Here is a 25,467-nt window from a genome sequence, read left to right as displayed (position 1 = left end):
CTAGGCGTTGGGCAGTTGTTGCGTTCCGGCCCCTCGCCGACGTGATGCCGGTTCGATATTTGTCGGCGAGGTGGTGCAGCAACCACCACCGCACGAGCCATGGTCGGAGCACGGTTTGAGCGTGTTGCCGGTCTGTGTGGAGACATCGGAATGGCTTTGTCCTAGAACGACAAATCCGGCGTCGGTGATCATCTGTAGATCAGCCCGCGAATCCTGGCCCTCACTGGTTAGGTAGTCTCCGAGGAATAGTGAATTGGCGACCTCCAGCGCGGTGGCCTGCAATGAGCGCAAATGCATTTCTCGACCGCCGGCAATCCTCACCTCCTTATCTGGGCAGGCCATGCGAACCAGGGCAAGAATTCGTAGGCAAGCTAGCGGGGTGAGGTTCCATGTTCCCTCAAGCGGAGTGCCGTCAAAGGGCATGAGGAAGTTGATCGGAATGGAGTCTGCGTTCAGTTCCCGCAGCGCAAATACTGCCTCAACAAGCTGTTCATGAGATTCGCCCATCCCCACGATGAGCCCTGAACAAGGGGACAGGCCGCTGGCTTGGGCCTGCTGAACTGTGGCCACCCGCTCATCAAAGTCATGTGTGCTGCAGATTTCCGGGTACATGGACTCTGCGGTATTCAGGTTGTGATTGTAGGCGTCGGCACCCGCTGTTTTTAGGCGGTCTGCCTGACCATCCTTGAGAATTCCGAGGCAGGCGCATACTTCAACGCCAGGGTGCTCGTCCTTGAGTGAGTTAATTAGGCCCGCCACGCGATCGACATCGCGATCCGAAGGGGATTTTCCGGACGCAACAAGACAAACGCGCGAGGCACCACCTGCAATGCCCAGCCCGGCTTGGTGCACCGCCTCTTCGGTTTTTAGCCACGTGTATTTCAAGATTTGTGCTTTGGAACCAAGGCGCTGGGAGCAGTACGTGCAATCTTCGGGGCACAGGCCTGATTTGAGATTCACCAGATAGTTCACCTTGACCGTGTTGCCAAAATATCTACGTCGTAGTCGCCCAGCTTCATTGACCAATCTGAAGGTATCGGCGTCGCTGGTAGAAAGTAGGCCAAGGGCTTCACTGGTTGCCAGTCGGTGGCCCTGCTTGATGCGTGTAGCTAGTTCAGCGAAAGTTGTGGTGTTTTTGGGTTGGGTTTCGGCTGACATGGATCCCTTAGATGTTGTTGGTAGCGGCGTCCTACAGATTCTTGAACACTGTTCAATTGTGATAACTAAACTAGCACGGAACAAATCAGGAATGGCGATTTCTGGATTATTACACTCTCGTTCGCCATGTCGGGACCCACGCTAGGGTGGGGACTACAGCTGAAATACGCTGCCTTGGAAAGGAGCGCCGTGAGAGCGAATCACGATTGGGAATTGGTTGGAATCGAGCGAGCAAAGCTTGCAGAGATTCTAGGAAATCTGAGCACGCAGCAGTGGCAGGAATCCACGCTGTGTGACCAGTGGCAGGTTCGTGACGTCGTGGCGCATCTGGCCGCGGCAGGCGCAACAGGCACCGGCGCGTGGCTCGTCAACATGCTCAGCAGTGGCTTTAACACTGATCGGCATAATGACCGCCTGCTTGGTAGATACTTGGGGTCCGACCCCGAAGCAACGCGGGAAAATTTTGAGCAGACAGTACACAAAACGGTGGCGCCACTGAACTCAGCGCACGGCTTACTGACAGAAATAATCGTTCACGGCCAAGACATTGCCGTGCCGCTGGGCATCAAACTGGAGCCATCGCGTCAAAGCCTCAGGCTGGTCGCAAGTTTTATGGCAACGAAGAACTTTGCCGTCAACAGCCATACGTTGGTCAAAGACCTGAGAATCAGTGCCACCGATTATCCATTTGCCCATGGTGAGGGACCGGCGGTCACTGGAAAACTATTGGATTTGGTGATGGTCATGGCCGGGCGCAAAAACTTCGTGGCCAAGCTGGACGGTGAAGGTGCCGCTCAGATTGGACGGCGGCTTTCTTAAAACCAGAAGAAAAACGCATCGCGCCACACGATGACTGTGTGACGCGATGCGTTCGAAAGCTACGGTCTAGCTTGCCGGAATCACCGCGGTAGCCAGCGGATTTTCCAGGTCGCCGGCATAAAGCAGACCTGAGGACTGATCGGTGAGATCAAGCATTTGCTGATGATTGCGCAACTGCAATCGGTTCAGGCACGAGAGCGGGAAGGAAGACTCAAAGAGTCCCAACTCGTCAAAGCGCCCAGCAAACTGCGGATGCTCTGAACGGTATTCCAGCAAGCGTTGCGCAACAACGCTCCAGAACTCTTCTTCTGCCAGTACACCTTCGTTGTCCAACAGCGGAGCAAGGAAGCGGAAGAACGAATCAAAGACGTCGGTGAAGACCGAGAGCACCGGATCACCACCGGTACGTACCCGACGAATTTCTTCAGGTAGCTCTACACTGTCAGAAAGCACCGCTACCTCTTCGCCCAGATCCTTATGCAGAACCTTGCGAACCGCACCGTTTTCCAGAACCATGATCACGTTTTCCCCGTGTGGCATGAAGACCAGATCGTAGGCGGCCAAACAGTGGACCAACGGCACCAAGTAAGCATCAAGATACTGCGCCAGCCAAGTCGACGGTGCCAAACCGCTGCGACGAATCAGCGCGGCGGCGAAAGAACGACCTTGGGCATCCACGTGTAGCAGGCTGGCCATGGTGGCCAACTTTTGGTCTTCTTCCAGGAGGTTGATCGGCGACTCGCGCCACAAGGCGGCCAGCATCTTGCGCTGTGGATCTGATTTCACGGTGGCCGCTTCAAACTGAGGATTGCGATAGCCCACCGCGGCCACTTCGCGCAGCAGCGAAACTGGTTGAGCGCTGAGTACTGGGTCGTTCTCGAACAGTTCTCCCAACCATTGATTGATAGCCGGGGTGACTTTCATGTACTCGGCGCTGAGTCCACGCATGAAGCCCATATTCAGGATCGACATCGCGGTTTTCACGTAGTGGCGAGTTGGCTTCGAGAGGTTGAAGAAGGTGCGGATCGACTGCTGGGCTTGGTACTCATCGTGACTAGAGCCAAGCCAGATGAGCTGTTTGCGGGCAATATCGTTGGCGAAGGTGATGGACAAACGGTTTTCCCACTGCCACGGGTGCACCGGCATGAAGATGTAATCCTCAGGCGAGTATCCGGTGCCAAACAATGCCGATGCTAACGCGTCATCGAGCTGTTTGCGTTCCTCCGGGCTCAGCTCTTCGGCCAGCAGCGTTTCATAATCCAGGGTGCTGATGGAATCGAACTGGGCACGCGATGTGTGGGCGGCAGCCCAGCCGAGGTTCAGCGCGGAACCGGTCTCGGGGGCAAAACGTAGATAGTCGCTACGTCCCACACCCATGCGTCCGTTGTTGGCGACAAAGCACGGGTGGCCTTCGGTCATTGACGACTCAATGAGCTGGAAGGATTGTGCTTCGGTGCCTGGGAATTGTGCCAAAGCCGCCGAATCATGGGTGGTGTGCACCTGCTTGTAGCAGTGGCTGGACAGCGTGGAGGAGAGCTCTTCCAAATAGGTCGGCAACTGCGCAGGGTTCAGCGTGAGTTCAGTGGCGAACAGCGTGACGAAGTTGATGACATCCACGTCTGCAGGTTGCCAGGATCCGTCGATGAATTCTAGATGTTCGATGCTGGCCGGCTGAACTAACCAGTGGTTGAGTTGGAAACGACGTGCGGTGAAGAGATAACGATGTCCCTGCTTCTGCACACAGTAGGTGTCATCACCTTGTTCGGCCGGTTCCAAAAGTCGTTCGTGTGAGAACTCGCCCAGGGCTTTGGCCAGCACATGCCTGTTGGCTTGCTCCCACTGTTCGGGGCTAAGGAAGGAAGAACTTAGGTTGTTGCCGGTGGCGCTCTCAAAGTCGTTGCGGGTACAAATCGAGAGAAGTGCCTGCTTGGTGGAACCGTCGTGCTCGGCCAGTTTGATGGGGCGAATCGGTCGGAAACCAATACGCGCATTCAGTGCGTGGATGGCCTTGTTGCGAACATCCGGTTCAACAACAAGGCGCTGAACGCCGGGCTTGGCGAAAGCATACTGCGCTGCGGCAGTCAGGGCTTCTAGGGTGAATCCCGGCGCAGGGCTCTGGGTTGCTGGAGACAAGAAGTGGAGGCCGCGATCACCTCGGACGTAGTTATACGCATCGGCTAGTGGCGAGGTGGCCGGGTTGTAGAGCTCGATGAGGAACCGAGCCGTGCCATCGTGATCCAGACCTAGGAGCACCGCGTAGTCTTCGGTGTCCAACAAGTTGGAGTATTCCTCGAAGATTTCGTTAGACGTAGCGTTGGGCATGCCCCAGAAAGCGGCGTGTTCGGTGGCGATCCAGGAATGCAGCAAGTCGGTGTCTTGCGGCAGGGCAACGGAGCGGAAAGTGTAGTTAGGCATGAATATTTGTCCTTAGGCGTGCAGGTTGGCGGGGGAGGCGGTCGGTAGTCCAGTCAGCTGAGCTGCCCCAAATTCTTGGAAGGCGATTCGCTCTTCGACCGGGTACACCTCGCGGCCGGCGATGCGGTTGATGATGACCGAATTACGGTAGGCCCCCATGCCAAGATCTGGCGCGGTGAAGCCATGGGTGTGCAGTTCAGCGTTTTGCACAAAGATGTCCTGCTCACTACCGATTGAATACTCGCGGTCAACGTTGAACCGGCCATCGGCCAGGTATTCGATGCGTTGGGAAATCCCGCTGAGGAAGTCCGGGACACCTGCACGGTAGCCGGTAGCCATCACCAGATTGTCGACGACAAAATCTAGGTCCTCATCGGTGCGCTCATGATGCAAGCTGATGGCGATGCCTTCGGCAACCACGTCGATATTCTTCGCGGCGCAACCGGTGCGAAGGTGCACATTGGCTGCACCATCAATGCTGCGTTCATAAAGCTCTTCGTGGATCTCATTGATCAGATCCGCGTTGATGCCTTTATATAGACCCTTCTGCTCCGCATTAAGCTGATCGCGTTTGGCCATAGGCAGGCCGTGGAAGTGGTCGATATATTCCGGCGAAGTCATTTCCAAAGTGAGTTTGGTGTATTCCAGCGGGAAGTAGCGTTCAGAACGAGTAGCCCAGATGAGGTGATCATCTTCTGGCACGCTCCGCAGTAGATCAAGGAAGATTTCTGCTGCGCTCTGACCGCTGCCTACAACGCAGTGCACTTGCGGGCGTGAGGTATCACCGGCAGGCGCTAGTAAGGCATCACGCTCGAAGAGGTATTGGCTGGAGTGGATAATTTTGCCGGTCTTGGCAGCGGCGTCGGTAATCACCGGTGGCAAGAATGGTTGGGTGCCGGTTCCGAGTACTAGTTTGTTGGCGGTGAAGTGGCTCAGACCAGCTTCGGTCAATACCGACAGGTGGTAGCGGCCATCGCGGTATTCGGTTTCCAATACGCGGTGGCCAAAACGCACACTGTGAATATTTTCAGCGGCCCACGCCAAATAGTTGGAGTACTCCTGACGTAGCGCGTAAAAGTCTTCGCGGATATAAAACGGGTAGATCCGCTGTTTGCTCTTGAGATAGTTCAGGAATGAGTATTTGTTGGTGGGGTCGGCAAGGGTCACCAGATCGGCCATAAATGGAACCTGCAAGTGGGTCCCGGGCAGCATCATGCCTGGATGCCAGATGAACTGGTCGCCGGCTTCGAGGACAGCAACGTTGAAGTCCTCAATTCCATCGGTCAGTGCAGCAAAACCAAGGTTGAAGGGGCCCGCTCCGATGGCAATAACATCAAAGTGTTCGTTTGGCTGATTCATGCGTTTTCTCCAGTGGTGCGCTCGGTGAGGATCTGCGTGCCGGTGCGGCAAATAGCGTCGAGGATTTCGCTGATATCGCTCAGCGTGGTGTTGGGGTTGAGCAATGTGAGCTTGAGCAGGCGTTTGCCAGCCACAGTGGTGGCAGCGATCATTGCTTCACCGCTGGAATACAGGCGTTGACGGATCTGGTTGGCCAGCTGGTTGTGCTCTTCAATTTCCAATGGATGGCTGGGGTCTTCGAAGGAGAAGACCAAAGTGCTTAGCTGGACATCGGCAACCAGGTGAAGTTGGGCGCGCATGGCGACTTCTTGTTGCGCGTCTTCGGCCAGGGCGATGACTTGATCAAACATTGATCCCAGACGTTGGACGCCGAGCGTGCGTAGGGTTACCCACAATTTCAGAGCGTCAAAGCGGCGCGTAGTCTGCAAAGACTTTGACACCTGATTAGGAGTAGCGGCTGCCTCGGAGACCGGATTGAGGTATTCGGCGTAGTGCGCGATCGATTCAAAACTTGATGCCGCTTTTACGATCAAAGCACTGGAACCGATGGGCTGGAAGAAGGACTTGTGATAATCCACGGTCACCGAGTCAGCCTGTTCGATACCATCCAGACGATGCCGGTGTCGTTCTGAAAGTAGTAGCCCGCATCCATAGGCGGCATCAACATGCAGCCAGGCGCCGAACTCGGTAGCCAGCTGACGTAGTTCCGGTAACGGATCGATGGCGCCGAAGTCGGTGGTCCCGCTGGTGGCTGAAATCGCCATGGGTACCAGCCCGGATTTACAATCCTGAATTAGTTGGGCTCGTAGGGCCTGAGCATCCATGCGGTGCTGGGCATCGGTAGAGATGGCAACAGCTGCTTCGTAGCCCAGTCCTAGAAGCATCGCTGCGTTGCGGATCGAGAAGTGCGCGTCTTCGGAGCAGTAAATTCTCAAGTTGGCCAGTCGCTGAGGCAATGGGCCTTTCAGTTTGGCTGTGGCGGTGTTGCGAGCGATGAGCATCGCCTGCAGGTTGGACTGAGTGCCACCGGAGGTGAAGATCCCATCAGCCTGTACTGAGTCGTAGCCGATGAGGCTAGCGGTGAAGTCAACCAATTTTCGCTCAATGTGTGTGGCCGCCGCGCTTTGGTCGAAGGTATCCATTGAGGTGTTGATGCTGGTAACGAAGTTTTCTGCCACGACTGCCGGCAACGCTACAGGGCAGTTCAGGTGTGCGGCGTACTTCGTGTCGTGGAAGTACACCGCGTCCTTGAGGTACAGGTCGTTGAGTTCCGCGAATGACTCCTCGGTGGTACCGAGGGGAAGATGCAGATCAACGTGGTTGATCTTGGTTGCCATCTCTTGTGGGGTCGGTCCGGTCGTGGGGGCGTGAACGGTTTTGAACTTGTTGGCGACAATGGTTGCTGCCCTGTGAGAGGTTTCTTCGTAGATTTCCGCCGTACTCGCGCACAAGAGCGCGTTGTCGTAGAGCGGCACTGGAACATCAGGGAATTGCAGGGTAGGTAGTGAGGCACCCAAGAGCATGCTCCTCAGATAGGATCGAAATATATTTGGTCAGGCTCACCTAACAATAATCTATTAACAACACAAAGTAATTAGTTAATGCAAACCGACTAACCCATGTCGAGTCGCGGCGAGATTTTTTCGACATTTTGCTTGCTGGGTGCGCCTGTTGTGATAAATTGACCGTTGACCTGATGTTTGAAGCTTCATCTATTTACCCTGAGAGTGCGAATGCCGCATGAAGTCCTCGGGTTCTAGCCTTTTTAGGTTTCACTAATTGTTTGATTGCAATTTGCGGGTAATTCAAATATGCTCAAGCGGTTATCAAGGAGACTCAGGTGACCATCGATGAGGCCAGGGGAAGTCAACGTAGCCAGCGCTACTTGATTACTTCCAACGCGTCCGACGCCGCCGCTCGAGGCTTGGGTGACATCACGATTGACTTGCTCTTTGTCTCAGCACTGGGAGCGAGCGCATTCCAGATGGGCTTGCTCAACACACTGGGCTCGCTGGCTTTTGTTTTCGCCAGCGTCCCGGCTGGTCATCTGGTCGACAAATACTCGGCACTGCGTTTCCTGCGTATTGGACTGAGCGGAAAAATCGCCGTGATGATGTGCCTGGCGATCTTGGCGTTTGCCGGCGTGCTAAGCATCGCCATGGGCATGCTGCTGTGCACCTTGTTAGGTGTCTGCAACGTATTTTCGGAAACTGCGCAGACCTCGGCCGTTCCGCGACTTATCGGAATGGGTCCTGAACGCAGGTCTTCGAGCATCAGCAAGCTCATAGCCCGACTCAGCGCGGCAGACCAATCGATGACGGTCATCGTGCCAGCGCTCGCCGGTACCGGATTTGCCTTGCTCGGCGCACCAGCTCTGCTGGGTATATCTGCAGCGTTGGCCGTATTGGCACTCATGCTCGCATTGCGGATTCGCGATCATCGCCATGTGCCCAAGGCAGATCTAGCTCAGGGGCCAACGCCGGAAGAAGGTGCTGTCCTCGCCGGTGTCAAGTACCTGTTTGCACACCGAGAACTTAGAACCGTGACGATGGTTGTGGCACTTTCCAATCTGGGATTAGCCATCGGCTCCTCCGTTGAAGCCATCTTCATCATCAATGACCTAGGCTTCGGCGAAGTCGGGTTCGGTCTTTATGCCTCGGTTTGCGCGGTTGGCGGACTGATTGGAGCCATGGCTGCCAGCAAAGTAGTAGGACACTACTCGGCGGCGAAGTTACTGATGTTAACCGGAGTAGTCCAGACAATCTTGGCCGGATTTGTATTGTTAGCCGCCTTTGTCGGCGATTTTTGGAGCATCGTATTGCTAGCCATCCACGCACTGGGATGGGGGAGTGCGACGTTGATCTTTAATATCGCGGCCTCCTCATGGCTGGTGGAACTTGTTCCGGAAGCGTTATTAGGCCGAGTGCTTAGTGCTCGCCGACTCTTTACCTTTGGCGCCATACCGCTGGGAAGCCTGCTCGGTGGTGTTCTGGGTAGCGCCTTCGGAATCGTCGCTGCGCTCATTGGGTGGGTAGGCGCCGCTCTGATCGCAGTCGTGTGGTTCTGGATCATGCGCCACCCGGCGAAGCGCTAGGCTGGAATACATAAGCTTCCGAAGAACCGAAGGCAACTGCGCCCGTGAAATTAGTTATCGACGCCCGATACACCCGCATCACCCATCATGACGGAATCAGTCGCTACACCGCTGGTCTCATCGCGGCAACAAGCAAACTCGCCGACGTCACCATGCTGATCAACGACACCCGGCAATTGGCGATGCTCCCTGACGTTCCCTATCTGTTAGTTACGGCACCAACTAGCGTGCTGGAACCATTAGTTGCGCTGCAGATTAATAAGCTCAAGCCCGATGTGGTCTTCTCTCCAATGCAAACCATGGGCACGATCGGAAGAAAATTCCCGGTCATTCTTACCTTGCATGATCTGATTTACTACGCGCACCCGCACGCACCGAAGTTCCTGCCAGCACCGATTCGGGCCGGATGGTTCCTCTTCCATCAGGTCTATTGGCCACAACGCTTGTTGCTGAATCGAGCCGATGCGGTGGCCACCGTCTCGAACACGACGGCTGATCTGATGCGCAAGCACCGACTGACCAAGAAGCATATTGGTTTGGTATCCAACGCGCCGACCGGAAATTTTGTTCGCCGGGACCCCTCGCTGACACCCAAAAAGACGTTGCTCTACATGGGCTCCTTCATGGAGTACAAAAACGTTGAAACTTTGCTTCGCGCGATGCAATACCTGCCGGAATTCGAGCTGCACTTGCTTAGCGGAATCAGTGAACAACGTTCTGCGGAACTGCGTGCGCTGATTCCCGATGGTGCCAGCGTAGTGTTCCACAACGGAGTCAGCGACGAAGAATACGAGCAACTGCTCAGGGAATGTACCGCTTTGGTGACGCTCTCGCGTGAAGAAGGCTACGGGCTTCCGCTGGTTGAAGCGATGAGTATGGGTACTCCTGTAGTCGTGACCGATATGCCGATCTTCAGGGAGGTCGCCGAAGACGCCGCGTTGTACGCCTCGCCGGATGACGCACAAGAGTTTGCGCAACAAGTACGTAAGTTGGATGAGCCTACAGTCTGGGAAGAGTATTCGCAGCGTGCAGTTCACCGTGCAGAACACTATTCGTGGCAGCGCTCCGCACAGCAACTATTGGAGTTAGTCAAGTATGCCTCAGATCACAAGAAGCGATGAAGCGGATCTAGCTCTGAGGCCTAGCGAGGTAGTGGTTCAAATCGCCGAATTTTGGGGATAAATCACCGGTGGCGCCACCGAAGCTCGCCGATTTGAAAACCTGAGTTGGCCAGTGCTAAAGTATTACTCGTTGCATTCCTCCATAGCTCAATTGGCAGAGCATTCGACTGTTAATCGAAGGGTTACTGGTTCAAGTCCAGTTGGAGGAGCCAAGAAAAAACTTCCCAGTTACTTAGGTAGCTGGGAAGTTTTTTTATTTCCCCGACCCTAAAGTCAACTGGGTATTTCGACTGAAATAAGTCTGATGGGCGGATCTCCTATAACCTCAGGTGATAAGACGATAGACTTTCGAATCGTTAACAGTTACACCCTAAGCATGAGATTGAGCTATGGGTTTTACGCCTGAAGACTGAGTCGTTGAAGGTAGCCGGAATGTTAGCGTGAGTTATACCGGTTGCCGCGCGATCGAGAATATGGAGAAACCATGACTGAAGCTGAATCGATGCAAGCTGACGAAAGCCTGAAGTCGAGCGTCAAAAGTGCAAAGTCGCAGGTTGATGGACTTAAGGAGCTTGTTCCCCAACAGCTCTCCGACGAAGTCAAGCTCGCCACCACGGTACTCAAGGGCAAAGGAATCAGGCTCGGCACCGCCGCAGCGCTCGCGGGTGCCGCGTTGCTCTTGGTATTGCTTTTTGTGATCGCTGTAGTCGTGACCTTGGTAAATGTTCTGGCTATCTGGTTGCCCGGTTGGGCCGCCGCTTTGATCATTGCAGGATTCTTCCTCCTGGTCGCCGCTATTTTGGGATTGGTCGGATACGCCAAGATCAAGAAGGCTCTACCTTTGAAGCCGGAAGCAGCAATCCGTGGCCTGCGTCATGACTTCGGTGTGCTCAAGGACGGTAGTGGATTTGACGTTTCTACCCTCGATGAGCCGCTAAAGAAGAAGTCTGAAGAAGACGATGACAAGGACAAGAAGAAGGAACCAAAGCCGCCAGCACCAAGTGCTGACGAACTGATCCTTCGTACCCGTCGCCGTCGTCGCCAGATCCAGGCTTTGCGCGACAACCTAGGCGAGAGCGTTCAGGCGCCTCTGGCCAAGATCGATAAAGTACGTACCTTTACGCAGAATGCTGGAGATCGAGTTTCCGGTGCTGCTGCTAAGGCTCGTGGATTTGTCCGCCCTTCGTCTTCGGCTTCCGAAGATCAATCGGAGGCTGACAGAGTCAGCGGTAAACGCGCAGAGCAAGCACGCCCCTATGTAGTGATGGCTGGTTCAACGTTGGCACTCGGGGCTGTAATCCGCGCTTTATTCAAGCGCTCCTAAGTTTTCTGCTGACGGGGCGGTGCGACAGCGCCAGGGCGAAGAGGACCGCCCCGTCATGTACAAAAAATTTGGGCTAGAAAGGCACTGACATGGTTTGGATCGCTATTGCAGCGGCACTATGCAGTGCCTTTTGTCTTGCCTTTGGGGCTCACTTCCAGTCCAAAGCGGTACGTGAATCCGTGGATGGTCTGGAACTGACCCTAAGGAATGCAGGAAACCTCGCCAGCAACAAAGGCTGGATGGGTGGACTGCTCTTGATGATTCTGGGCATGGCTCTGAATGTTTTTGCCTTGGCCAGCGCCCCACTTACCGTGGTGCAGCCAATTGGTGCTATCGCTCTTGTGGTCACAGCGGTGGTTAATGCCAAAGAAACTGACATCTCCATGAACCGGCCAACGGTGCTGGCGATCATCAGCTGCATGATCGGTTCCGTCGGCTTTGTGCTGCTGGCAGTTACCGCAACCAACAGCAATCACGCAGTGACCGAAGAACAGTCACATTTGATTGAAATGATCCTGGCCGGCGTAGTTGCCATCGTGGGATTGGCCACGATCTTGTTCCACCGCAAGCTGGTAGCGATCTTCTTTATCGTTGGTGCAGGCGTGCTGTTTGGGTTTGTTGCGGTACTGGTTCGAACCATTGCCATCGCCGTGCTGGGTATCGGAAACAGTAGCTTCCTGCAGCTTCCTTGGATCGCTGGAATCGCAGTGGTGGTCGCCGGGCTCCTCGGATCATTTTTTGTGCAGAAGGCCTACTCAAAGGGGCCTCCGGAGCTTGTGATCGCGGGGCTGACCGTCATTGACCCGATTATTGGTATCGCCATCGGAGCGAGCATCTTGGGTGAATTGCGTCCCGATGTTCCACTTCTAGTCACCGTGTTGATGGTCGTGGCAGCTGGCTTTGCAATAGTCGGAGTTGTGGCTCTCTCGCGCTATCACCCAGACGTGATCGAGCGCCGAAATCAATCCGAGGCGGACAAAGAACTGCACGAGCCCAAATAGACTGAACCTACAGACTTTTCATCAACCCAAATTTCTTGTGAACGACTAAGGATGCCCGTGGCCGAGGAAAAACCACTGACCATTGTCATTGCAGCTGACACCTACCTGCCGAACGTAAACGGCGCAGCGATGTTTTGCTATCGGTTAGCCACCGAGATGCATGCCCGAGGACATCGGGTGCACGTGCTAGCTGTACGTGGTGACGATGGTAAGACTTTCACCGAAATCCGTGACGAAGCAATTGTGCATCGTCTGAAATCGCACTCGGTTCCGACCCACGAGTATTTCCGAATCGTCGCCCCCTGGGAAGTCAACAGGCAGATTGATAAGTTATTGGCCGACATCAAACCTGATGTCATTCACGCGCAGAGCCACTATATGATTGGCCAGCGTTCCGTTGGGTGGGCCAAGAAAAACAAGGTTCGCTCAGTGGCCACGAACCACTTCATGCCTGAAAATCTTGACCCTTTCCTCCCATTCCCTCAGTGGTTCAAACGCATCGTGGCGCATAACTCCTGGAAGGACATGGGCAAGATTTTTGGTCGCGCTGACGCCGTGACCACTCCAACACCTTTGGCTGCTAAAGCCATGCGCGAGCGTGCCAAGCTGATGAACGTTTTGCCTTTGTCTAATGGCATTGAGGTTGGCAACTACGAGTTGGCTCCTGGGGAACAGATCATCAAGAACGACTTCCCAACCATCCTCTTCGCTGGTCGTTTGGCTGTTGAAAAGAACATCCACGAACTAATCGAGGCGCTGCCTTTGATGACTCAGGTACCCGATGCCATCATCGAAATCGTTGGTGGTGGCGAGCAACGAGTCCACCTGGAAAAGATTGCCGATGATCTGGGAATTCGGGACCGCGTACGCTTCCTCGGACTGGTCAGCGACGAAGAACTTCGACAGGCCTACTTGCGGTGCGATGTGTTCTGTCAGCCAGGAACCGCGGAGCTTCAATCGTTGGTCACCCTCGAAGCACTCTCCGCGTCAAGGCCGGTAGTGCTGGCTAATGCCATGGCGCTGCCTCATCTAGTTGATGAAGGGGTCAACGGCTACATGTTCAAACCTGGTGATCGCCAAGATTTGGCCGACAAGCTCGACCGCATTCTGGCCCTGAGTGAAGATGAGCGGGCCAAACTTGGCCAGGCCGGACACCGTAAGGTGATGAACCACGCGCAGAGAAAGACGATGGACTCCTTCGAAGCGTTGTACCGCGGTGAAAAGGTCTCCACACACTAAGTCTTGTGTCACGACGGGGTGCGCCAAATCGGTGTTTTGGCTAGCGATGCCCTAGAATATTTCGAGTGTGCTTGCACCAATAGGTGTTGAACACATGTGGGGAGTTAGCTCAGTTGGTTAGAGCAGGGGACTCATAATCCCTTGGTCATGGGTTCAAGTCCCATACTCCCTACCAACACTGATCGCTCGGCAACTAGTTACATCTAGTTGTCGGGCGATTTTTCTTTGACCACAGTTTTGAAGCTATTCGTGAAGCGGTAAGAGGATCGACGGGCGCATATCGCGCACCAGTAATGTGGGGTCAATATATTCGCCCTCTAGCCGCACACCCCAGTGGATGCAGCGCCCAGAGCAATGGGCTCCAGTGGCTACGGTTCCCACCTGATCCCCGGCATTCACCATTGCACCGACTTTCACCGTAGCGGTCACCGGTTCGATGCTGGTCTTAAAACCGCCACCGTGGTCAATAACCACCACAGGTCGGTCAACAACGGTAGAAGCGAAAGTAACTTTCCCGCGCTGTGGTGAAGAGACCTTAGTTCCCTCGGATGCACCGAGGTCCACTCCGCGATGTCCAGGCAACCAATTTTGGGCCGGCTTATCAAAGGGCTCAAGGATCTTGGGTTCACCGGCCAGCGGCCATCGCCAACCTGCCGCGGTACTTAGCGCTGCGCGTTTGGCCAGTGATTGACTTGGCCCGGTGGACGCTGAGGCCGCGGATGAGCCGAAGGTAAGTGCAAGTACAAGCAAGAAGTAGAGACAGCGTTTAATATTCATTTATTCAGCCTGCGTGGTGCATGTCAGCAGCTGGAGGCAGTGGGGGCGAAATGTGGGTAAGTTGATGGGCTCTAGATCACTTTCCTGCGTGTGGGTGGTTGTCATCTCTGTAGTACACTTGAAACAGCAGTTTCCTGTCATAGGTGTGTCCAAAATTGGATGCAGCGGATAGGGGATTGACTTCGCGTATGAGTTTCCATGACCACTTTGGTTGTGGCCTGAGGTTCCAGTGGTCCGAGAGAATCGGTGGATCGAAGGCGAGATGCTAAGCATCTTCGGCGCTCGTACTAGGGCGGATAACCACAATGGCTATCTGCATCAACCCGAACAAACAAGAGCAGTTACCGCGGGCGCATCTGTGCCCGGTCCGCCACTGCTGAAAGGAGTTGCGACATGCCAGTCGTAACCATGCGAGAGCTGCTTGACAGCGGCGTCCACTTCGGCCACCAGACCCGTCGCTGGAACCCAAAGATGAAGCGCTTCATTTTCACCGAGCGCAACGGCATCTACATCATTGACCTGCAGCAGTCGCTGTCGTTCATCGACCGCGCTTACGAGTTCGTCAAGCAGACTGTTGCCCACGGCGGCAGCGTTCTGTTCGTCGGTACCAAGAAGCAGGCTCAGGAATCGATCGCCGAGCAGGCTAACCGCGTTGGCCAGCCATACGTGAACCAGCGTTGGCTCGGCGGTATGCTGACCAACTTCCAGACCGTCTCCAAGCGCGTTCAGCGCATGAAGGAACTGGAAGAGATCAACTTCGAGGACGTTGCTGGCTCCGGTCACACCAAGAAGGAACTTCTGCTGCTCAAGCGCGAGCTGACCAAGCTGCAGAACAACCTCGGCGGTATCCGTAACCTGACCCGCACCCCTTCGGCTATCTGGATCGTTGACACCAAGAAGGAACACTTGGCTATCGACGAAGCTCAGAAGCTGGGCATCCCAGTTGTGGCCATCTTGGACACCAACTGCGATCCAGACGAAGTTACCTACCCAATCCCAGGCAACGACGACGCTATTCGCTCCGTCAACCTGCTGACCCGCGTTGTTGCTGACGCTGTGGCCGAAGGCCTCATCGCCAAGAACAACAAGGCTGCCGGTAAGTCTGAGGGTGCTGCTGAGCCTTTGGCTGAGTGGGAGCGCGAACTGCTTGAGGGCGAAAAGGCTAAGGAAGAAACTCCTGCCGCTGAAGCTCCAGCTGAAGAAGCTCCTGTTGCAGAAGCTGCAACCGAGGCAGACGAAGCTAAGTAGTCACCTGCGTGACTCTAAGAATTTGCCTTGACACACTAGCGTGTTGATCGAGGCAAATTCGACTAAGTCTTGTGGGACGGGCCGGAAAACCGACCCGTCCCACAAGCAAATCAAACTTGAAACTCCTAGCTGAATGGGATTGCACGTGGCAAACTACACCGCTGCTGATATCAAGGCACTGCGCGAGCGCACTGGCGCCGGCATGATGGACGTTAAGAAGGCTCTGGACGAGGCTAACGGCGACGCCGAGAAGGCCATCGAGATCATTCGCGTAAAGGGCCTGAAGGGCGCTACCAAGCGCGAAGGCCGTTCGACTGCTGAAGGCTTGGTTGCTGCCAAGGTTGAAGGCACCGTCGGCGTTATGATCGAGATCAACTGCGAGACCGACTTCGTCGCAAAGAACGAGAAGTTCATCGCACTGTCCAACAAGGTTCTGGATGCCGCTGTGGCTTCCGGCGCAGCAGATGCAGAAGCACTGCTGGCTTACGAGCTGGACGGCAAGACCATCGGCGACACCGTCATCGAAGAGGGCGCAATCCTCGGCGAGAAGATCGTTGTTCGTCGTGTAGCACGCATCGAGGGTGCCAAGGTTGCAGCCTACCTGCACAAGACCAGCAAGGACCTGCCAGCTCAGGTTGGCGTTCTGCTGGCTGTGGATGCTGACAGCGAAGCTGCCGGCACCGTTGCACACGATGTTGCTGTTCACACCGCTGCATTGGCTCCAACTTTCCTTACTCGCGATGAGGTTCCAGCAGATAAGGTTGCCGATGAGCGCCGTATCGCTGACGAAACCGCTCGCGCAGAAGGCAAGCCAGAAGCTGCTTTGACCAAGATCGTTGAAGGCCGTCTGACCGGATTCTTCAAGGAAATCGTTCTGGTTGACCAGGCTTTCGCCAAGGATGCCAAGAAGTCCGTAGGCAAGGTCTTTGAAGAAGCTGGCACCAAGCCAGTTGCTTTCGCTCGCTTCCGCGTAGGCGCCTAAGCTTTAGCGCATTAGGCACTAGCCGCACGTTTTAAGCGAACGGCGGGCAGGGTAACCTGACCGCATCAGAGAAAAGGGAGGTGAGCACCGAGAGAAAACTCGGTGACTCGCCTCCTTTTCTCGAGCCCGGATCTCAAGATACCTTGGGAACTGGGAAGTACTACCCCCAGCTTGATTCCGACCTCCAGGAGTAAGACAACTTATGACAACCACCCCAGAAACCAAACGTCGTCGCGTCCTGCTCAAGCTCTCCGGTGAGGTGTTTGGCGGCGGCAAGGTCGGTGTTGACCCGGACACCGTGCGTGGCGTTGCACGGCAGATCGCTGCGACCGTTGGAGAAGTTGAGGTGGCCATCGTTGTTGGCGGCGGCAACTTCTTCCGCGGCGCAGAACTTTCCGCTGCGGGCATGGACCGTTCACGTGCCGACTACATGGGCATGCTGGGCACCGTCATGAACTGCCTGGCCCTTCAGGACTTCTTGGAACAGTGCGGTGTTGAAACCCGCGTTCAGTCCGCCATCGCTATGGCTCAGGTCGCAGAGAACTACATTCCACGTCGCGCCATCCGCCACATGGAAAAGAACCGCGTGGTCATCTTCGGTGCCGGCGCTGGTCTTCCTTACTTCTCTACCGATACCGTGGCCGCTCAGCGTGCCTTGAAGTCGACGCAGACGAGGTACTGATGGCCAAGTCGGGCGTTGACGGCGTGTACACCGCTGATCCGAAGAAGGACCCAAGCGCCAAGAAGCTGGACACGCTGACCTACAGCGAAGCCCTGCTGAACAACATCCGCGTTATGGATCAGACCGCTATGACCATGTGCCAGGACAACAAGCTAGACATGCTGGTCTTCGGCATGGAAGGCGAAGGAAATGTCGCTGCAGCCATCCGCGGTGAGCGGATCGGAACCACCGTCACCGTTTAATCGGTGAACGTGGCCTAGGATTGAAGTAGATTTATTTTCCCGTAGCGGAAACACAGATGAAGAACTTGAGGAGTACCGGTGATTGAGGAAACGCTGGCGGAGACCGCCGATAAGATGGAACGCACCATTGATGCCGCCAAGGAGGACTTCGCGACGATCCGTACCGGTCGCGCCCACCCAGGTATGTTCTCAAAGGTCATGGTTGACTACTATGGTTCGCCAACCCCACTGCAGCAGCTGGCATCCTTCGCGGTTCCAGAAGCACGCACCATCACCATCACCCCATTCGATGTGACCGCACTGCGCGAAATCGAAAAGGCTTTGGGTGACCCAGAAGTAGGCGCTAACCCTTCTTCGGACGGCAAGATGATCCGCGTGACCCTTCCGGTACTGACCGAAGAGCGTCGCAAGGAATACGTCAAGCTGGCCAAGGCCAAGGGTGAAGACGCTCGTGTTGCACTGCGTAACCACCGTCGCAAGGCTAAGGACACCATCGACAAGTTGGTCAAGGATGGCGAAATTGGCGAAGACGAGGGTACCCGTGCAGAAAAGGACCTTGACGCGCTGACCAAGAAGCACGTTGATTCAGTCGATGAGATCCTGAAGAAAAAGAAGCCGAGCTGCTGGAAGTCTAATGCCAGGCTCGACAGAGAACACTGAGGGCAACGCTTCGGCGGTGCCCTCAGTGGCATCCGGTAATTCTCAGCCGATGTCCCGGCGAGAGGCTCGCGCACTGCGTGAGGCTCAAAGCAAGGGGCAGCAAAATGCGACCGAGGCAAACAAAGGTGCAGACCAAAAGTCGTTGGGCGTAAGCAAGTCGGAACTTCGTGTGCCGGCCCCGCCGGAAACCGACTCAGAGGATCTTGCCGAAACTGGTGAACCCGATGCTAAGGAAGCGGCAATCCCGCCCGAACTGCTCATCGGCAACCCCGAACCCAAGGTCTCACGCGCCGGCCGAAACCTGCCGGCCGCTATCGGCGTCGGGGTAGTACTGCTGGGCGTTGTGCTCGTAGGACTATTCTGGGTGGAACCGTTGCTGGTCTTTGCCGTCACCGTACTAAGCGGCATCGGCTGCTGGGAAGTGGCACGAGCAACAACTCATGCCAAAACTGCGGTGCCTCAAATACCGCTGTATCTGGCATCGATCCTGCTCCCGGTCAGCGCCATACTTGGGGGAGTAGAAGCCCTCGGGTTTAGCTTTGTTGCCTGCGTTTTGGTTGCACTGCTCTTTAGGCTGATGGAAGGTCTGAAGGGTGCGGTCGCCTCGGTGATGAGCAGTGTGTTCATCATTAGCTGGATTCCGCTGTTGCTTTCCTTCGCGCTGTTGATGCTTGACGGAGAAGACGGACAGCTGCTGATTGCTACGATCCTGCTTTTGGCCGTTGCCAATGACACCTTCGGCTACATTGTTGGTGTGCTCATTGGTAAACATCCAATGGCGCCGAAGATCTCTCCGAAGAAATCTTGGGAGGGCTTTGGCGGATCGCTAATTGGCTCAATGGCTATTGGTGCTTGCGCGATGTACTTCTGGCTGGATATGCCGTGGTGGACTGGCGTGATCTTGGCCTTCTTCACCACTATCGCAGCAACCACCGGCGACTTCGCGGAGTCGATGGTCAAGCGTGAACTGGGCATTAAGGACATGAGCAACCTGCTTCCTGGGCACGGCGGAATTATGGACCGACTTGATTCGGTGCTCTTTGTTATCCCGCTGGGATACTTAATTTCGCACTTGCTTGCGTGGAGCGTAGCGGTCTTCTGATCCGAGGTTTTCGCAGCGGGAATGGTGTAATCCTTGATTGGAGAACACCTGCTGGTGTGGCCATCGGGCCAAGTATTGGTTTGAACAAATAGAATATGAGGGTATCGCCTGAGGGTGATACGCCACTGACATCTCTCTAGAGAAAAAGGAACTGTCGTGTCGCAGCAGCAAGATGCTCCGTTTTCCCGCGTACCGGATGCGGAGTTTGGCTACAACGCAAAGCAAGTTGATGCGTTCCTTAGCCGTGCCCGTGCCACCTTCAACGGCGGGGGAAACGACGACAGCGTGGTGACCAGCCACCTGATTCGCCGAACCACTTTTGCTCCTCAAAAGGGCGGCTACCAGGCGCGCGAGGTTGATGGTGCGCTGGATAGGTTAGAGGACGTGTTTGCCAAGCGGGAACGCGACGATCTGATCAGCCACCAGGGCGAAGAAGTTTGGCTACAGCAAGTTGGACGACTAGCTGCCATTCTGCGTGGACGCCTGCACCGTGCCAAGGGTGAGCGCTTCCGCCGCCCATCGCGTACCAACGCCTCAAGCTACAACGTTGAAGATGTTGACCGTCTATGCGACCAGCTCATCGATTACTTCGAAAACGATGTTCCGATGGCCGTGGACGCCGTACGCCGTGTTGAATTCCGTTCTGCTCAGGGAACTGATGGTTATGAGGAGTCGCAGGTTGATGCGTTCCTCGACCGCGTAGTTGAGCTGATGGCATCCATCGACTAGTTCGCTGCGAACTACGCTGAACTTTAACCGCGAGGACGGACAGGAGATTTCTCCTGTCCGTCCTCGCTTTTTCTTATTGTGGGTGCCTCAGGCATGCGGGTCAGCCTTGCGGTGACTCATAGTGTTTAAGCCAGCTCTTTAGGGCGCCTTCAAGCGCAGATTGCTGCGTAAGAGAGAGCTGGGCGATCAGTCGAGCCTCATTATCGAGGTGGTAGGTCATGACTTCATCGATCTTTGTCTTACCTGCGGCGGTCAAGGAGATGCGGCGTCGACGTTGATCACCGTCCGCGCTCTGACGCTCGACATAGCCGGCCGATACTAGCCGGTCTAATCGCTTAGTTGTGGCTCCCGAAGTGACCATAGTCTGGGCAGCCAGTTCGCTTGGCGCTAGACAGTAGGGTTCTCCGCTGCGGCGCAGGGTGGCCAGAACATCAAACTCGGCTTCGGTCAGCCCATGGTCTGCATACACGGTGCAGATATCTTCGCGCAGGAAAATTGCGAGTCGATGGAGTCTGCCAATGATCCCTTGGGGTGTTGGGTCCAGATCGGGGCGCTCGGCAGCCCACTGCTGTTGGATACGTGCAACGTGGTCTAAATGCTCCATACTCTTCATTATACTTTCCACGGAAGCTATTATAGTTTCCATGGAAACTAATTTAGGAACGAGGCAAGCCCGCGGCTTCCAGCTAGGCAGGCTGGCCCTCACCGCCATCGCGCCCATCGCGTGGGGATCCACGTACTACGTCACCCGGGAGTATCTGCCCAGCGATGCAGCACTTTGGGGAGGTGTCTTCCGTGCATTGCCTGCGGGGCTGATTCTGCTGTTGGTTTGCCGAAGGCTTCCGCGAGGCAGTTGGTGGTGGAAATCCTTGGTCCTGGGCACCTTGAACATCGGAGCGTTTTTCGCATTGGTGTATGCGGTGGCTCAGATACTTCCTTCAAGCATTGCGGCAACAACGATGGCTGTTTCTGCTGGGGTGCTGATGCTCATGGCGTGGCTACTGATGGGGGAGCGGCCGACTCGCTGGCCACTGATCGGGGCCGGGCTGGGGTTCCTCGGCGTGGCGATCATGGTCTTTGACGGGCAGAGCCAAATCAATATGCTCGGTATTCTCTTGTCGCTCACCGCCATGGGTATTTCAGGCCTTGGATTCATCCTCGCCAAAAAATGGTCAAGCGGGCAACCGATCCTAGACACCACCGCTTGGCAGTTGGTCGCAGGAGGGTTGTTGCTCCTGCCGGTCGCAGGACTCGTTCAAGGGCCGCCGTCGGCCCTCGATGGGCAAGCGATATTGGGATTCGGTTACCTCAGCATTGTTGCTACGGCGGCAGCATTTCTCGCGTGGTTCAGTGGACTGCGCTATTTGCCATCTGCCACGGTGGGACTGCTCGGCCTGCTGAACCCGGTCACCGGTGTAATACTGGGAACCCTGCTGGCCTCCGAAACCCTTGGTGTCCAAAGTCTGAGCGGTATGGCCATGGTGCTTGCCGGGGTGTTTTTGGGGTTCTTAGCTAATCGAGTGCAGGTTAAAACTTCGGATCGTGATCAGGCACATGCAACAGTGTCATCACTCGATCAGCATTCTCTGGAACAGCGTGTTGCGTGCCCCGAGAGACCACAATCATGACCACAAAGGCTAGTGGAACGCTCCAGGCGGCAGGTTGGCGCAACAGGTGAATCCACCACTGATCGGTAGCGGGCAGGAAGATGCCGATGATTAACGATGTGCCGCAGGTGATGGCTCCGACCAGCAGTCCGGCGATTGCTCCCTTGGCGGTCAGTGAACGCCACCAAATCCCTAGAAGCAACAATGGGCAGATCGTGGAAGCGGTAAAGGCGAAGACGTTGCCGATGGCTCCAGCCAGAGCCAGCGAGCTGGTGAGCACAGCAATAAGTACTGGCAGGGCCGTGGCCAGAACGGTGGAAATGCGGAAGCCTCGAACCGTTCCTTTGAAGAACTCTTGGGAGATTGCCCCGGAGAGCGAGACTACTAAACCAGAAGTAGTCGACAAGAACGCGGCGAAGGCGCCACCGACCACGACGGCCGTGAGGGCATCGGCGAGGAAGCCATCAAAGAGTCGGGATGGCAACAAAAGAATCGTGGCGTCGGTTTCATTAGTAGCCCCCAGCTCAGGGGTGTAAAGAATGCCAAGGACGCCCAAGGTGGTGGGTAAAAGGTAAAACGCGGAGAGAAGGCAGAGAACAATCACCGTGGTGGTGCGGGCGCTCTGACCGGTGGGATTGGTATAAAAGCGAACCAACACATGAGGAAGGCCCAAGGTGCCAAAGAGCAGGGCCAAGATGATTGAGATCGTCTCGTACATGTTCATCGTGTTGACCGATTCCAACTGCACGTAGAGGCTCTGCGCTCGTTCACTGGCCGCGTGTTCTGGGACGGCACGGGAGAGCAGGAAGATGGTCGGGATAACCAAGGCGGCCAATTTGAACCAGTATTGGAAGGCCTGCACAAAGGTTACTGATCGCATGCCGCCGGAGAGCACGGTTACGCAGACGACCACGGCCACTACGACCGGTCCCACCCAACTGGGCAGGCCTGTGGCGATTGAGAGGGTCAGTGCCGCGCCGTGCATTTGCGGAACGATGTATAGCCAGCAGATCACCACCACTAGGTAGGTGGTCAGCTTGCGCAACATCGGCGAATTATCGAAGCGGATCTGTGCAAAGTCAGGAATCGTGTAGGCCCGAGATCTGCGCAACGGGGCAGCCACAAACAAGAGCAGCATCAGGTAACCGGCGGTATAGCCGATGGGGAACCACAAACCTGATTGACCGGAAAGCACAATGAGCCCGGCGACGCCGAGGAATGATGCGGCGGAAAGATATTCGCCACCGATGGCCGAGGCATTCCACCACGGAGGCACGGTACGCGAAGCAACATAAAAATCTGAGGTGGTGCGCGAAATTCGCAGGCCATAAAAAGCGATCAGCATGGTGGTCAGACAGACCACGATGAGGGCGGAAACCGAAAGTAAACTAGCCACGGCTGATGCTCCGATACCTGCGCTCATTGCGTGCTGCCGCCCGATTATAGAGTATTCCGGCCACAATGATCAGTGGGTACATCCCTACCCCGAGGACCCACCAGGGCAAGGGGATATGGAACAGATGAATATTCGAGACCACTGGCCAAAACACCAGTAGTGAACAGATGCCCACCAACAGTGCCAATAATCCTGCAGCCACCGAGCAGCCTAATCGCAGTTGGGAACGGATCAGCTGACGGACATAAAATTCTTCGGCTGTGTGCTCTGGTGGCTGACGAGTCACGGTCAGCGAGGCATCTTGCGGTGCCTGGACAAGCACTCGTTGTGGGCGCTGTTGTGCAAATCGTCCTGGCAAAGCTTCGTCAGGCGAGTTTGTGTTCTGGCGTTTGTCGCCAGCTGCTGGATTCTGCACGCGGGCCCCGGGCAATCCTAGAGTGGACGGACGCGGTTGGCCGCTAGACGCTCGCGGAGGTAGGGCAGGGCACGTCGAGAAATTGGAAGTTCAGCTCCGTGAACAACCACTGCCGCCTTGCCAGTCTGTAGCCGCACGGTCTCGATCTTATCCATGCAGACCAGATAGGAGCGGTGGATACGTACAAAGCCGGACTCACCCCACTGCTGCTCAAGATCATTGAGTGGAACACGAATCAGGTAGCTAGATTCTTTGGTGTGTAGCCGGGCGTAATCACCTTGAGCCTGAACGTAGGCGATGTCGCCGCGCGGGATGAGTTTGGTGATGCCACCCTGATCTACGGTGATCATTTCTGGCTTGGCAGGCGTTTCCTCCACCAGTTCACAAATGCGGCGCACGGACTCGGCCAAACGCTGTGGGCGGATGGGCTTGAGTACGTAGTCGATAGCGGCCAGTTCAAAAGCCTGGAGCGCTTGGTCTTCATCGGCGGTGACAAAAACGACCAGTGGGGGATGAGCAAAGCGCGTGATGACTCGGGCGATGTCTAAACCGGAGAGGGCTGGCATGTGGATGTCCAAAAACAAGGCATCAACTTCGTTTTCTTCTAAGGCTTTTAACGCCGCAGCGCCAGAAGTAGCGCGGTGGATTTTGCCAATTCGCGAATCTTGGCTCAGCAGGAAACAGATCTCTTCCACTGCTGGGAGTTCATCATCGGCAACCACCACATTAATCATGCAAAAATTCTACCGTTTTCTTACTGTTTCTAAACATTTGGGATTCCTAAACCTCAGCACCGGTGGTGTCTGGCGCACGGAATTTAGGAACGCGCAGGGTGATCAAGGTTCCAGCTCCCGGGGCGGTCTCGATGATCAGCCCATTGGAGTTGCCGTAAAGCTGACGCAGTCGCAGGTCAACATTTCGAAGTCCCACATGCATGGTTGTGGTGGTGCCAGCGAGCACGCTGGCCAATTGCTCCGGGTCCATGCCCATCCCGTCATCTTCAACCGAGATCACCGCATGCATGCCGTCCTCGGTGGCGGTTATTGAAATGACACCACCATCGGGGCGAGCCTCCAGTCCGTGGCGGACGGCGTTTTCCACCAATGGTTGCAAGGCGAGGAATGGAATTTGAGTGGGGAGAACTTCGGGAGCAATCTGCAAGCTGACCTTGATTCGATCGCCGAAGCGGGCTTTTTCAAGTAAAAGGTAGCGGTCGATCGCTTCGAGCTCTTCGGCCAACGTAGTAAATTCTCCGCGGCGCCTAAAGGAGTAACGAGTGAAGTCGGCAAACTCAATCACCAATTCTCTGGCACGGGCTGGGTCGGTATTAATAAACGAGGCAATGGCGTTTAGCGAGTTGTAAATGAAGTGTGGGGAGATTTGCGCGCGTAATGCGCGCATCTGAGCTTCAAGCAACATTGCTTTGGACTCATCTAGTTGCGCAGTGGATACCTGTGCGGAGACAAAAACCGCGACTTCTGACACTGCACGAACAAAGCTCGCACCGGCGCGCTGCGAGAGAGCAATCACCGCGCCGACAACTTGATCGCCCACCATGATGGGAGCGGCAACAATGTCCATTGACGTTGAATGCTTCACCTGAGTTTTGCCGGTAGCCAGTGTAGAAGCCGAAGCCTCGGCGGCATCCTCTTCTAATTGTGCGGTGAACTCGATTCCGGAGTCGGTGGCGAGGATCCGGGTGCTGTCGCTGATCAAAAGCACCTGGCAATTGAGTAGCCGGCGCAGTGCCTTGGCGCTTTTTACGGCGCCTTCTTTAGTCAGCCCGCGTTCCAAATGGGGTACGGCAACTGACATATGGTGCAGGGTTTTGTAGGTAGCTTCTTCGGCATCGGTGCCCATCTCTCTGGTTGAGCGAGAAATCCTAAAACCGAAGTAGCCAACGATAGTAATGCCAAGCACCACGATGACCACGATCAGGGTGACTTGCAATGCTGGAGACATGTTCTCATCCTAAAGGCCTTCAAGACCCTGTGCGCTGAGCGCGATGGTGCGTGCCGTTGAGCGCATAAAACAGCCCGTTGAGCCACGCTCCCTCGAATTTCCCTAGTAGCGCGAGGAATCATCACTAATAGTGAA

The 25,467-nt window shown here is 55.5% G+C and carries 21 protein-coding genes, 2 tRNA genes and 2 pseudogenes; 15 read left to right on the top strand and 10 right to left on the bottom strand.

Annotation, left to right across the window (positions count from 1 at the left end; all coding sequences use genetic code 11):
* A complete protein-coding gene (bioB, locus tag N6V40_RS15245; protein ID WP_262198139.1) occupies nucleotides 1-1,158 on the bottom strand; it encodes a biotin synthase BioB in 1,158 nt (385 codons plus the stop codon).
* A 174-nt stretch (nucleotides 1,159-1,332) separates the two neighbouring features.
* On the opposite strand from bioB, the gene N6V40_RS15240 reads away from it, so the two are divergent.
* On the top strand, nucleotides 1,333-1,977 hold the full coding sequence (locus N6V40_RS15240) for a maleylpyruvate isomerase family mycothiol-dependent enzyme (RefSeq protein WP_262198138.1): 645 nt from the start codon (nucleotides 1,333-1,335) through the stop codon (nucleotides 1,975-1,977).
* Between the two features lie 66 nt (nucleotides 1,978-2,043).
* Here the strand turns inward: N6V40_RS15240 and N6V40_RS15235 are convergent, their stop codons facing one another.
* The 3 genes from N6V40_RS15235 to N6V40_RS15225 are packed head-to-tail and all read right to left on the bottom strand — an operon-like array spanning nucleotide 2,044 to nucleotide 7,268.
* Nucleotides 2,044-4,392, bottom strand: coding sequence for a GNAT family N-acetyltransferase (locus N6V40_RS15235; RefSeq protein WP_131090042.1), 2,349 nt, complete (start codon nucleotides 4,390-4,392; stop codon nucleotides 2,044-2,046).
* Nucleotides 4,393-4,404: 12 nt separating this feature from the next.
* On the bottom strand, nucleotides 4,405-5,751 hold the full coding sequence (locus tag N6V40_RS15230; protein ID WP_131090041.1) for a lysine N(6)-hydroxylase/L-ornithine N(5)-oxygenase family protein: 1,347 nt from the start codon (nucleotides 5,749-5,751) through the stop codon (nucleotides 4,405-4,407).
* The gene (locus N6V40_RS15225) at nucleotides 5,748-7,268 is read right to left on the bottom strand and encodes a pyridoxal phosphate-dependent decarboxylase family protein (RefSeq protein ID WP_131090040.1); all 1,521 of its coding nucleotides are present in this window, start codon (nucleotides 7,266-7,268) and stop codon (nucleotides 5,748-5,750) included. The genes N6V40_RS15230 and N6V40_RS15225 overlap by 4 nt, the downstream gene beginning before the upstream one ends.
* A gap of 323 nt (nucleotides 7,269-7,591) precedes the next feature.
* Here N6V40_RS15225 and N6V40_RS15220 point away from each other — a divergent pair, with 323 nt between their 5' ends.
* The 7 genes from N6V40_RS15220 to N6V40_RS15190 all read left to right on the top strand — a co-directional run bounded on the left by N6V40_RS15220 (nucleotide 7,592) and on the right by N6V40_RS15190 (nucleotide 13,705).
* Complete coding sequence (locus N6V40_RS15220) at nucleotides 7,592-8,845, top strand: MFS transporter (RefSeq protein WP_131090039.1); 1,254 nt, start codon at nucleotides 7,592-7,594, stop codon at nucleotides 8,843-8,845.
* A 44-nt stretch (nucleotides 8,846-8,889) separates the two neighbouring features.
* Nucleotides 8,890-9,966 (top strand): glycosyltransferase family 4 protein, encoded by a 1,077-nt coding sequence (locus tag N6V40_RS15215; protein ID WP_262198137.1) that lies wholly within the window; start codon nucleotides 8,890-8,892, stop codon nucleotides 9,964-9,966.
* A gap of 136 nt (nucleotides 9,967-10,102) precedes the next feature.
* A tRNA-Asn gene (locus N6V40_RS15210) sits at nucleotides 10,103-10,178 on the top strand.
* A gap of 272 nt (nucleotides 10,179-10,450) precedes the next feature.
* Nucleotides 10,451-11,290 carry a phage holin family protein gene (locus N6V40_RS15205; protein ID WP_131090037.1) on the top strand — a complete coding sequence of 280 codons (840 nt, stop codon included), beginning with the start codon at nucleotides 10,451-10,453 and terminating at the stop codon, nucleotides 11,288-11,290.
* An 89-nt stretch (nucleotides 11,291-11,379) separates the two neighbouring features.
* Entirely contained in the window at nucleotides 11,380-12,291 is a 912-nt protein-coding gene (locus N6V40_RS15200) for a DMT family transporter (protein WP_131090036.1), read from the top strand.
* Between the two features lie 51 nt (nucleotides 12,292-12,342).
* A complete protein-coding gene (locus N6V40_RS15195) occupies nucleotides 12,343-13,530 on the top strand; it encodes a glycosyltransferase (RefSeq protein WP_131090035.1) in 1,188 nt (395 codons plus the stop codon).
* Nucleotides 13,531-13,628: 98 nt separating this feature from the next.
* Nucleotides 13,629-13,705: transfer RNA gene (locus N6V40_RS15190), tRNA-Ile, on the top strand.
* Between the two features lie 68 nt (nucleotides 13,706-13,773).
* Here N6V40_RS15190 and N6V40_RS15185 read toward each other — a convergent pair.
* The gene (locus N6V40_RS15185; protein WP_131090034.1) at nucleotides 13,774-14,307 is read right to left on the bottom strand and encodes a M23 family metallopeptidase; all 534 of its coding nucleotides are present in this window, start codon (nucleotides 14,305-14,307) and stop codon (nucleotides 13,774-13,776) included.
* Nucleotides 14,308-14,700: 393 nt separating this feature from the next.
* Here N6V40_RS15185 and rpsB point away from each other — a divergent pair, with 393 nt between their 5' ends.
* The 6 genes and pseudogenes from rpsB (at nucleotide 14,701) to N6V40_RS15155 (ending at nucleotide 19,952) form a co-directional block, all read left to right on the top strand.
* Entirely contained in the window at nucleotides 14,701-15,555 is an 855-nt protein-coding gene (gene rpsB, locus N6V40_RS15180; protein ID WP_131090033.1) for a 30S ribosomal protein S2, read from the top strand.
* 145 nt (nucleotides 15,556-15,700) lie between these two features.
* Nucleotides 15,701-16,537 (top strand): translation elongation factor Ts, encoded by an 837-nt coding sequence (tsf, locus tag N6V40_RS15175; RefSeq protein ID WP_131090032.1) that lies wholly within the window; start codon nucleotides 15,701-15,703, stop codon nucleotides 16,535-16,537.
* A 202-nt stretch (nucleotides 16,538-16,739) separates the two neighbouring features.
* Nucleotides 16,740-17,461 (top strand): annotated as a pseudogene (gene pyrH, locus N6V40_RS15170) (UMP kinase).
* 78 nt (nucleotides 17,462-17,539) lie between these two features.
* A pseudogene (gene frr, locus N6V40_RS15165) lies at nucleotides 17,540-18,096 on the top strand (ribosome recycling factor).
* The gene (locus N6V40_RS15160; protein ID WP_242632572.1) at nucleotides 18,096-19,223 is read left to right on the top strand and encodes a phosphatidate cytidylyltransferase; all 1,128 of its coding nucleotides are present in this window, start codon (nucleotides 18,096-18,098) and stop codon (nucleotides 19,221-19,223) included. Before frr ends, N6V40_RS15160 begins: the two are co-directional and overlap by 1 nt.
* 156 nt (nucleotides 19,224-19,379) lie before the next feature.
* The gene (locus N6V40_RS15155) at nucleotides 19,380-19,952 is read left to right on the top strand and encodes a DivIVA domain-containing protein (protein WP_131090029.1); all 573 of its coding nucleotides are present in this window, start codon (nucleotides 19,380-19,382) and stop codon (nucleotides 19,950-19,952) included.
* A gap of 100 nt (nucleotides 19,953-20,052) precedes the next feature.
* Here the strand turns inward: N6V40_RS15155 and N6V40_RS15150 are convergent, their stop codons facing one another.
* Entirely contained in the window at nucleotides 20,053-20,565 is a 513-nt protein-coding gene (locus N6V40_RS15150) for a MarR family winged helix-turn-helix transcriptional regulator (protein ID WP_262198135.1), read from the bottom strand.
* A gap of 31 nt (nucleotides 20,566-20,596) precedes the next feature.
* Between N6V40_RS15150 and N6V40_RS15145 the strand changes: the two genes are divergently transcribed.
* Nucleotides 20,597-21,580, top strand: coding sequence for an EamA family transporter (locus N6V40_RS15145; protein ID WP_131090027.1), 984 nt, complete (start codon nucleotides 20,597-20,599; stop codon nucleotides 21,578-21,580).
* Here the strand turns inward: N6V40_RS15145 and N6V40_RS15140 are convergent.
* From N6V40_RS15140 to N6V40_RS15125, 4 genes are read right to left on the bottom strand one after another with little or no spacing between them, the layout of a single operon-like run.
* Nucleotides 21,480-22,982, bottom strand: coding sequence for a sodium/solute symporter (locus N6V40_RS15140; RefSeq protein WP_131090026.1), 1,503 nt, complete (start codon nucleotides 22,980-22,982; stop codon nucleotides 21,480-21,482). The two genes, N6V40_RS15145 and N6V40_RS15140, sit on opposite strands and share 101 nt — an antisense overlap.
* Nucleotides 22,948-23,370, bottom strand: coding sequence for a hypothetical protein (locus N6V40_RS15135; RefSeq protein ID WP_242632571.1), 423 nt, complete (start codon nucleotides 23,368-23,370; stop codon nucleotides 22,948-22,950). Before N6V40_RS15135 ends, N6V40_RS15140 begins: the two co-directional genes overlap by 35 nt.
* Nucleotides 23,371-23,387: 17 nt before the next feature.
* Entirely contained in the window at nucleotides 23,388-24,104 is a 717-nt protein-coding gene (locus N6V40_RS15130; RefSeq protein WP_131090025.1) for a LytR/AlgR family response regulator transcription factor, read from the bottom strand.
* A gap of 46 nt (nucleotides 24,105-24,150) precedes the next feature.
* The gene (locus N6V40_RS15125) at nucleotides 24,151-25,332 is read right to left on the bottom strand and encodes a sensor histidine kinase (RefSeq protein WP_131090024.1); all 1,182 of its coding nucleotides are present in this window, start codon (nucleotides 25,330-25,332) and stop codon (nucleotides 24,151-24,153) included.
* Between the last annotated feature and the right edge of the window lie 135 nt (nucleotides 25,333-25,467).

Origin of the sequence: Glutamicibacter sp. M10, assembly GCF_025452055.1 — a bacterium.
Taxonomy (GTDB): Bacteria; Actinomycetota; Actinomycetes; order Actinomycetales; family Micrococcaceae; genus Glutamicibacter.
Note: the sequence above shows the minus strand (reverse complement) of the source record. Positions and strands in the feature narration are given on the sequence as shown.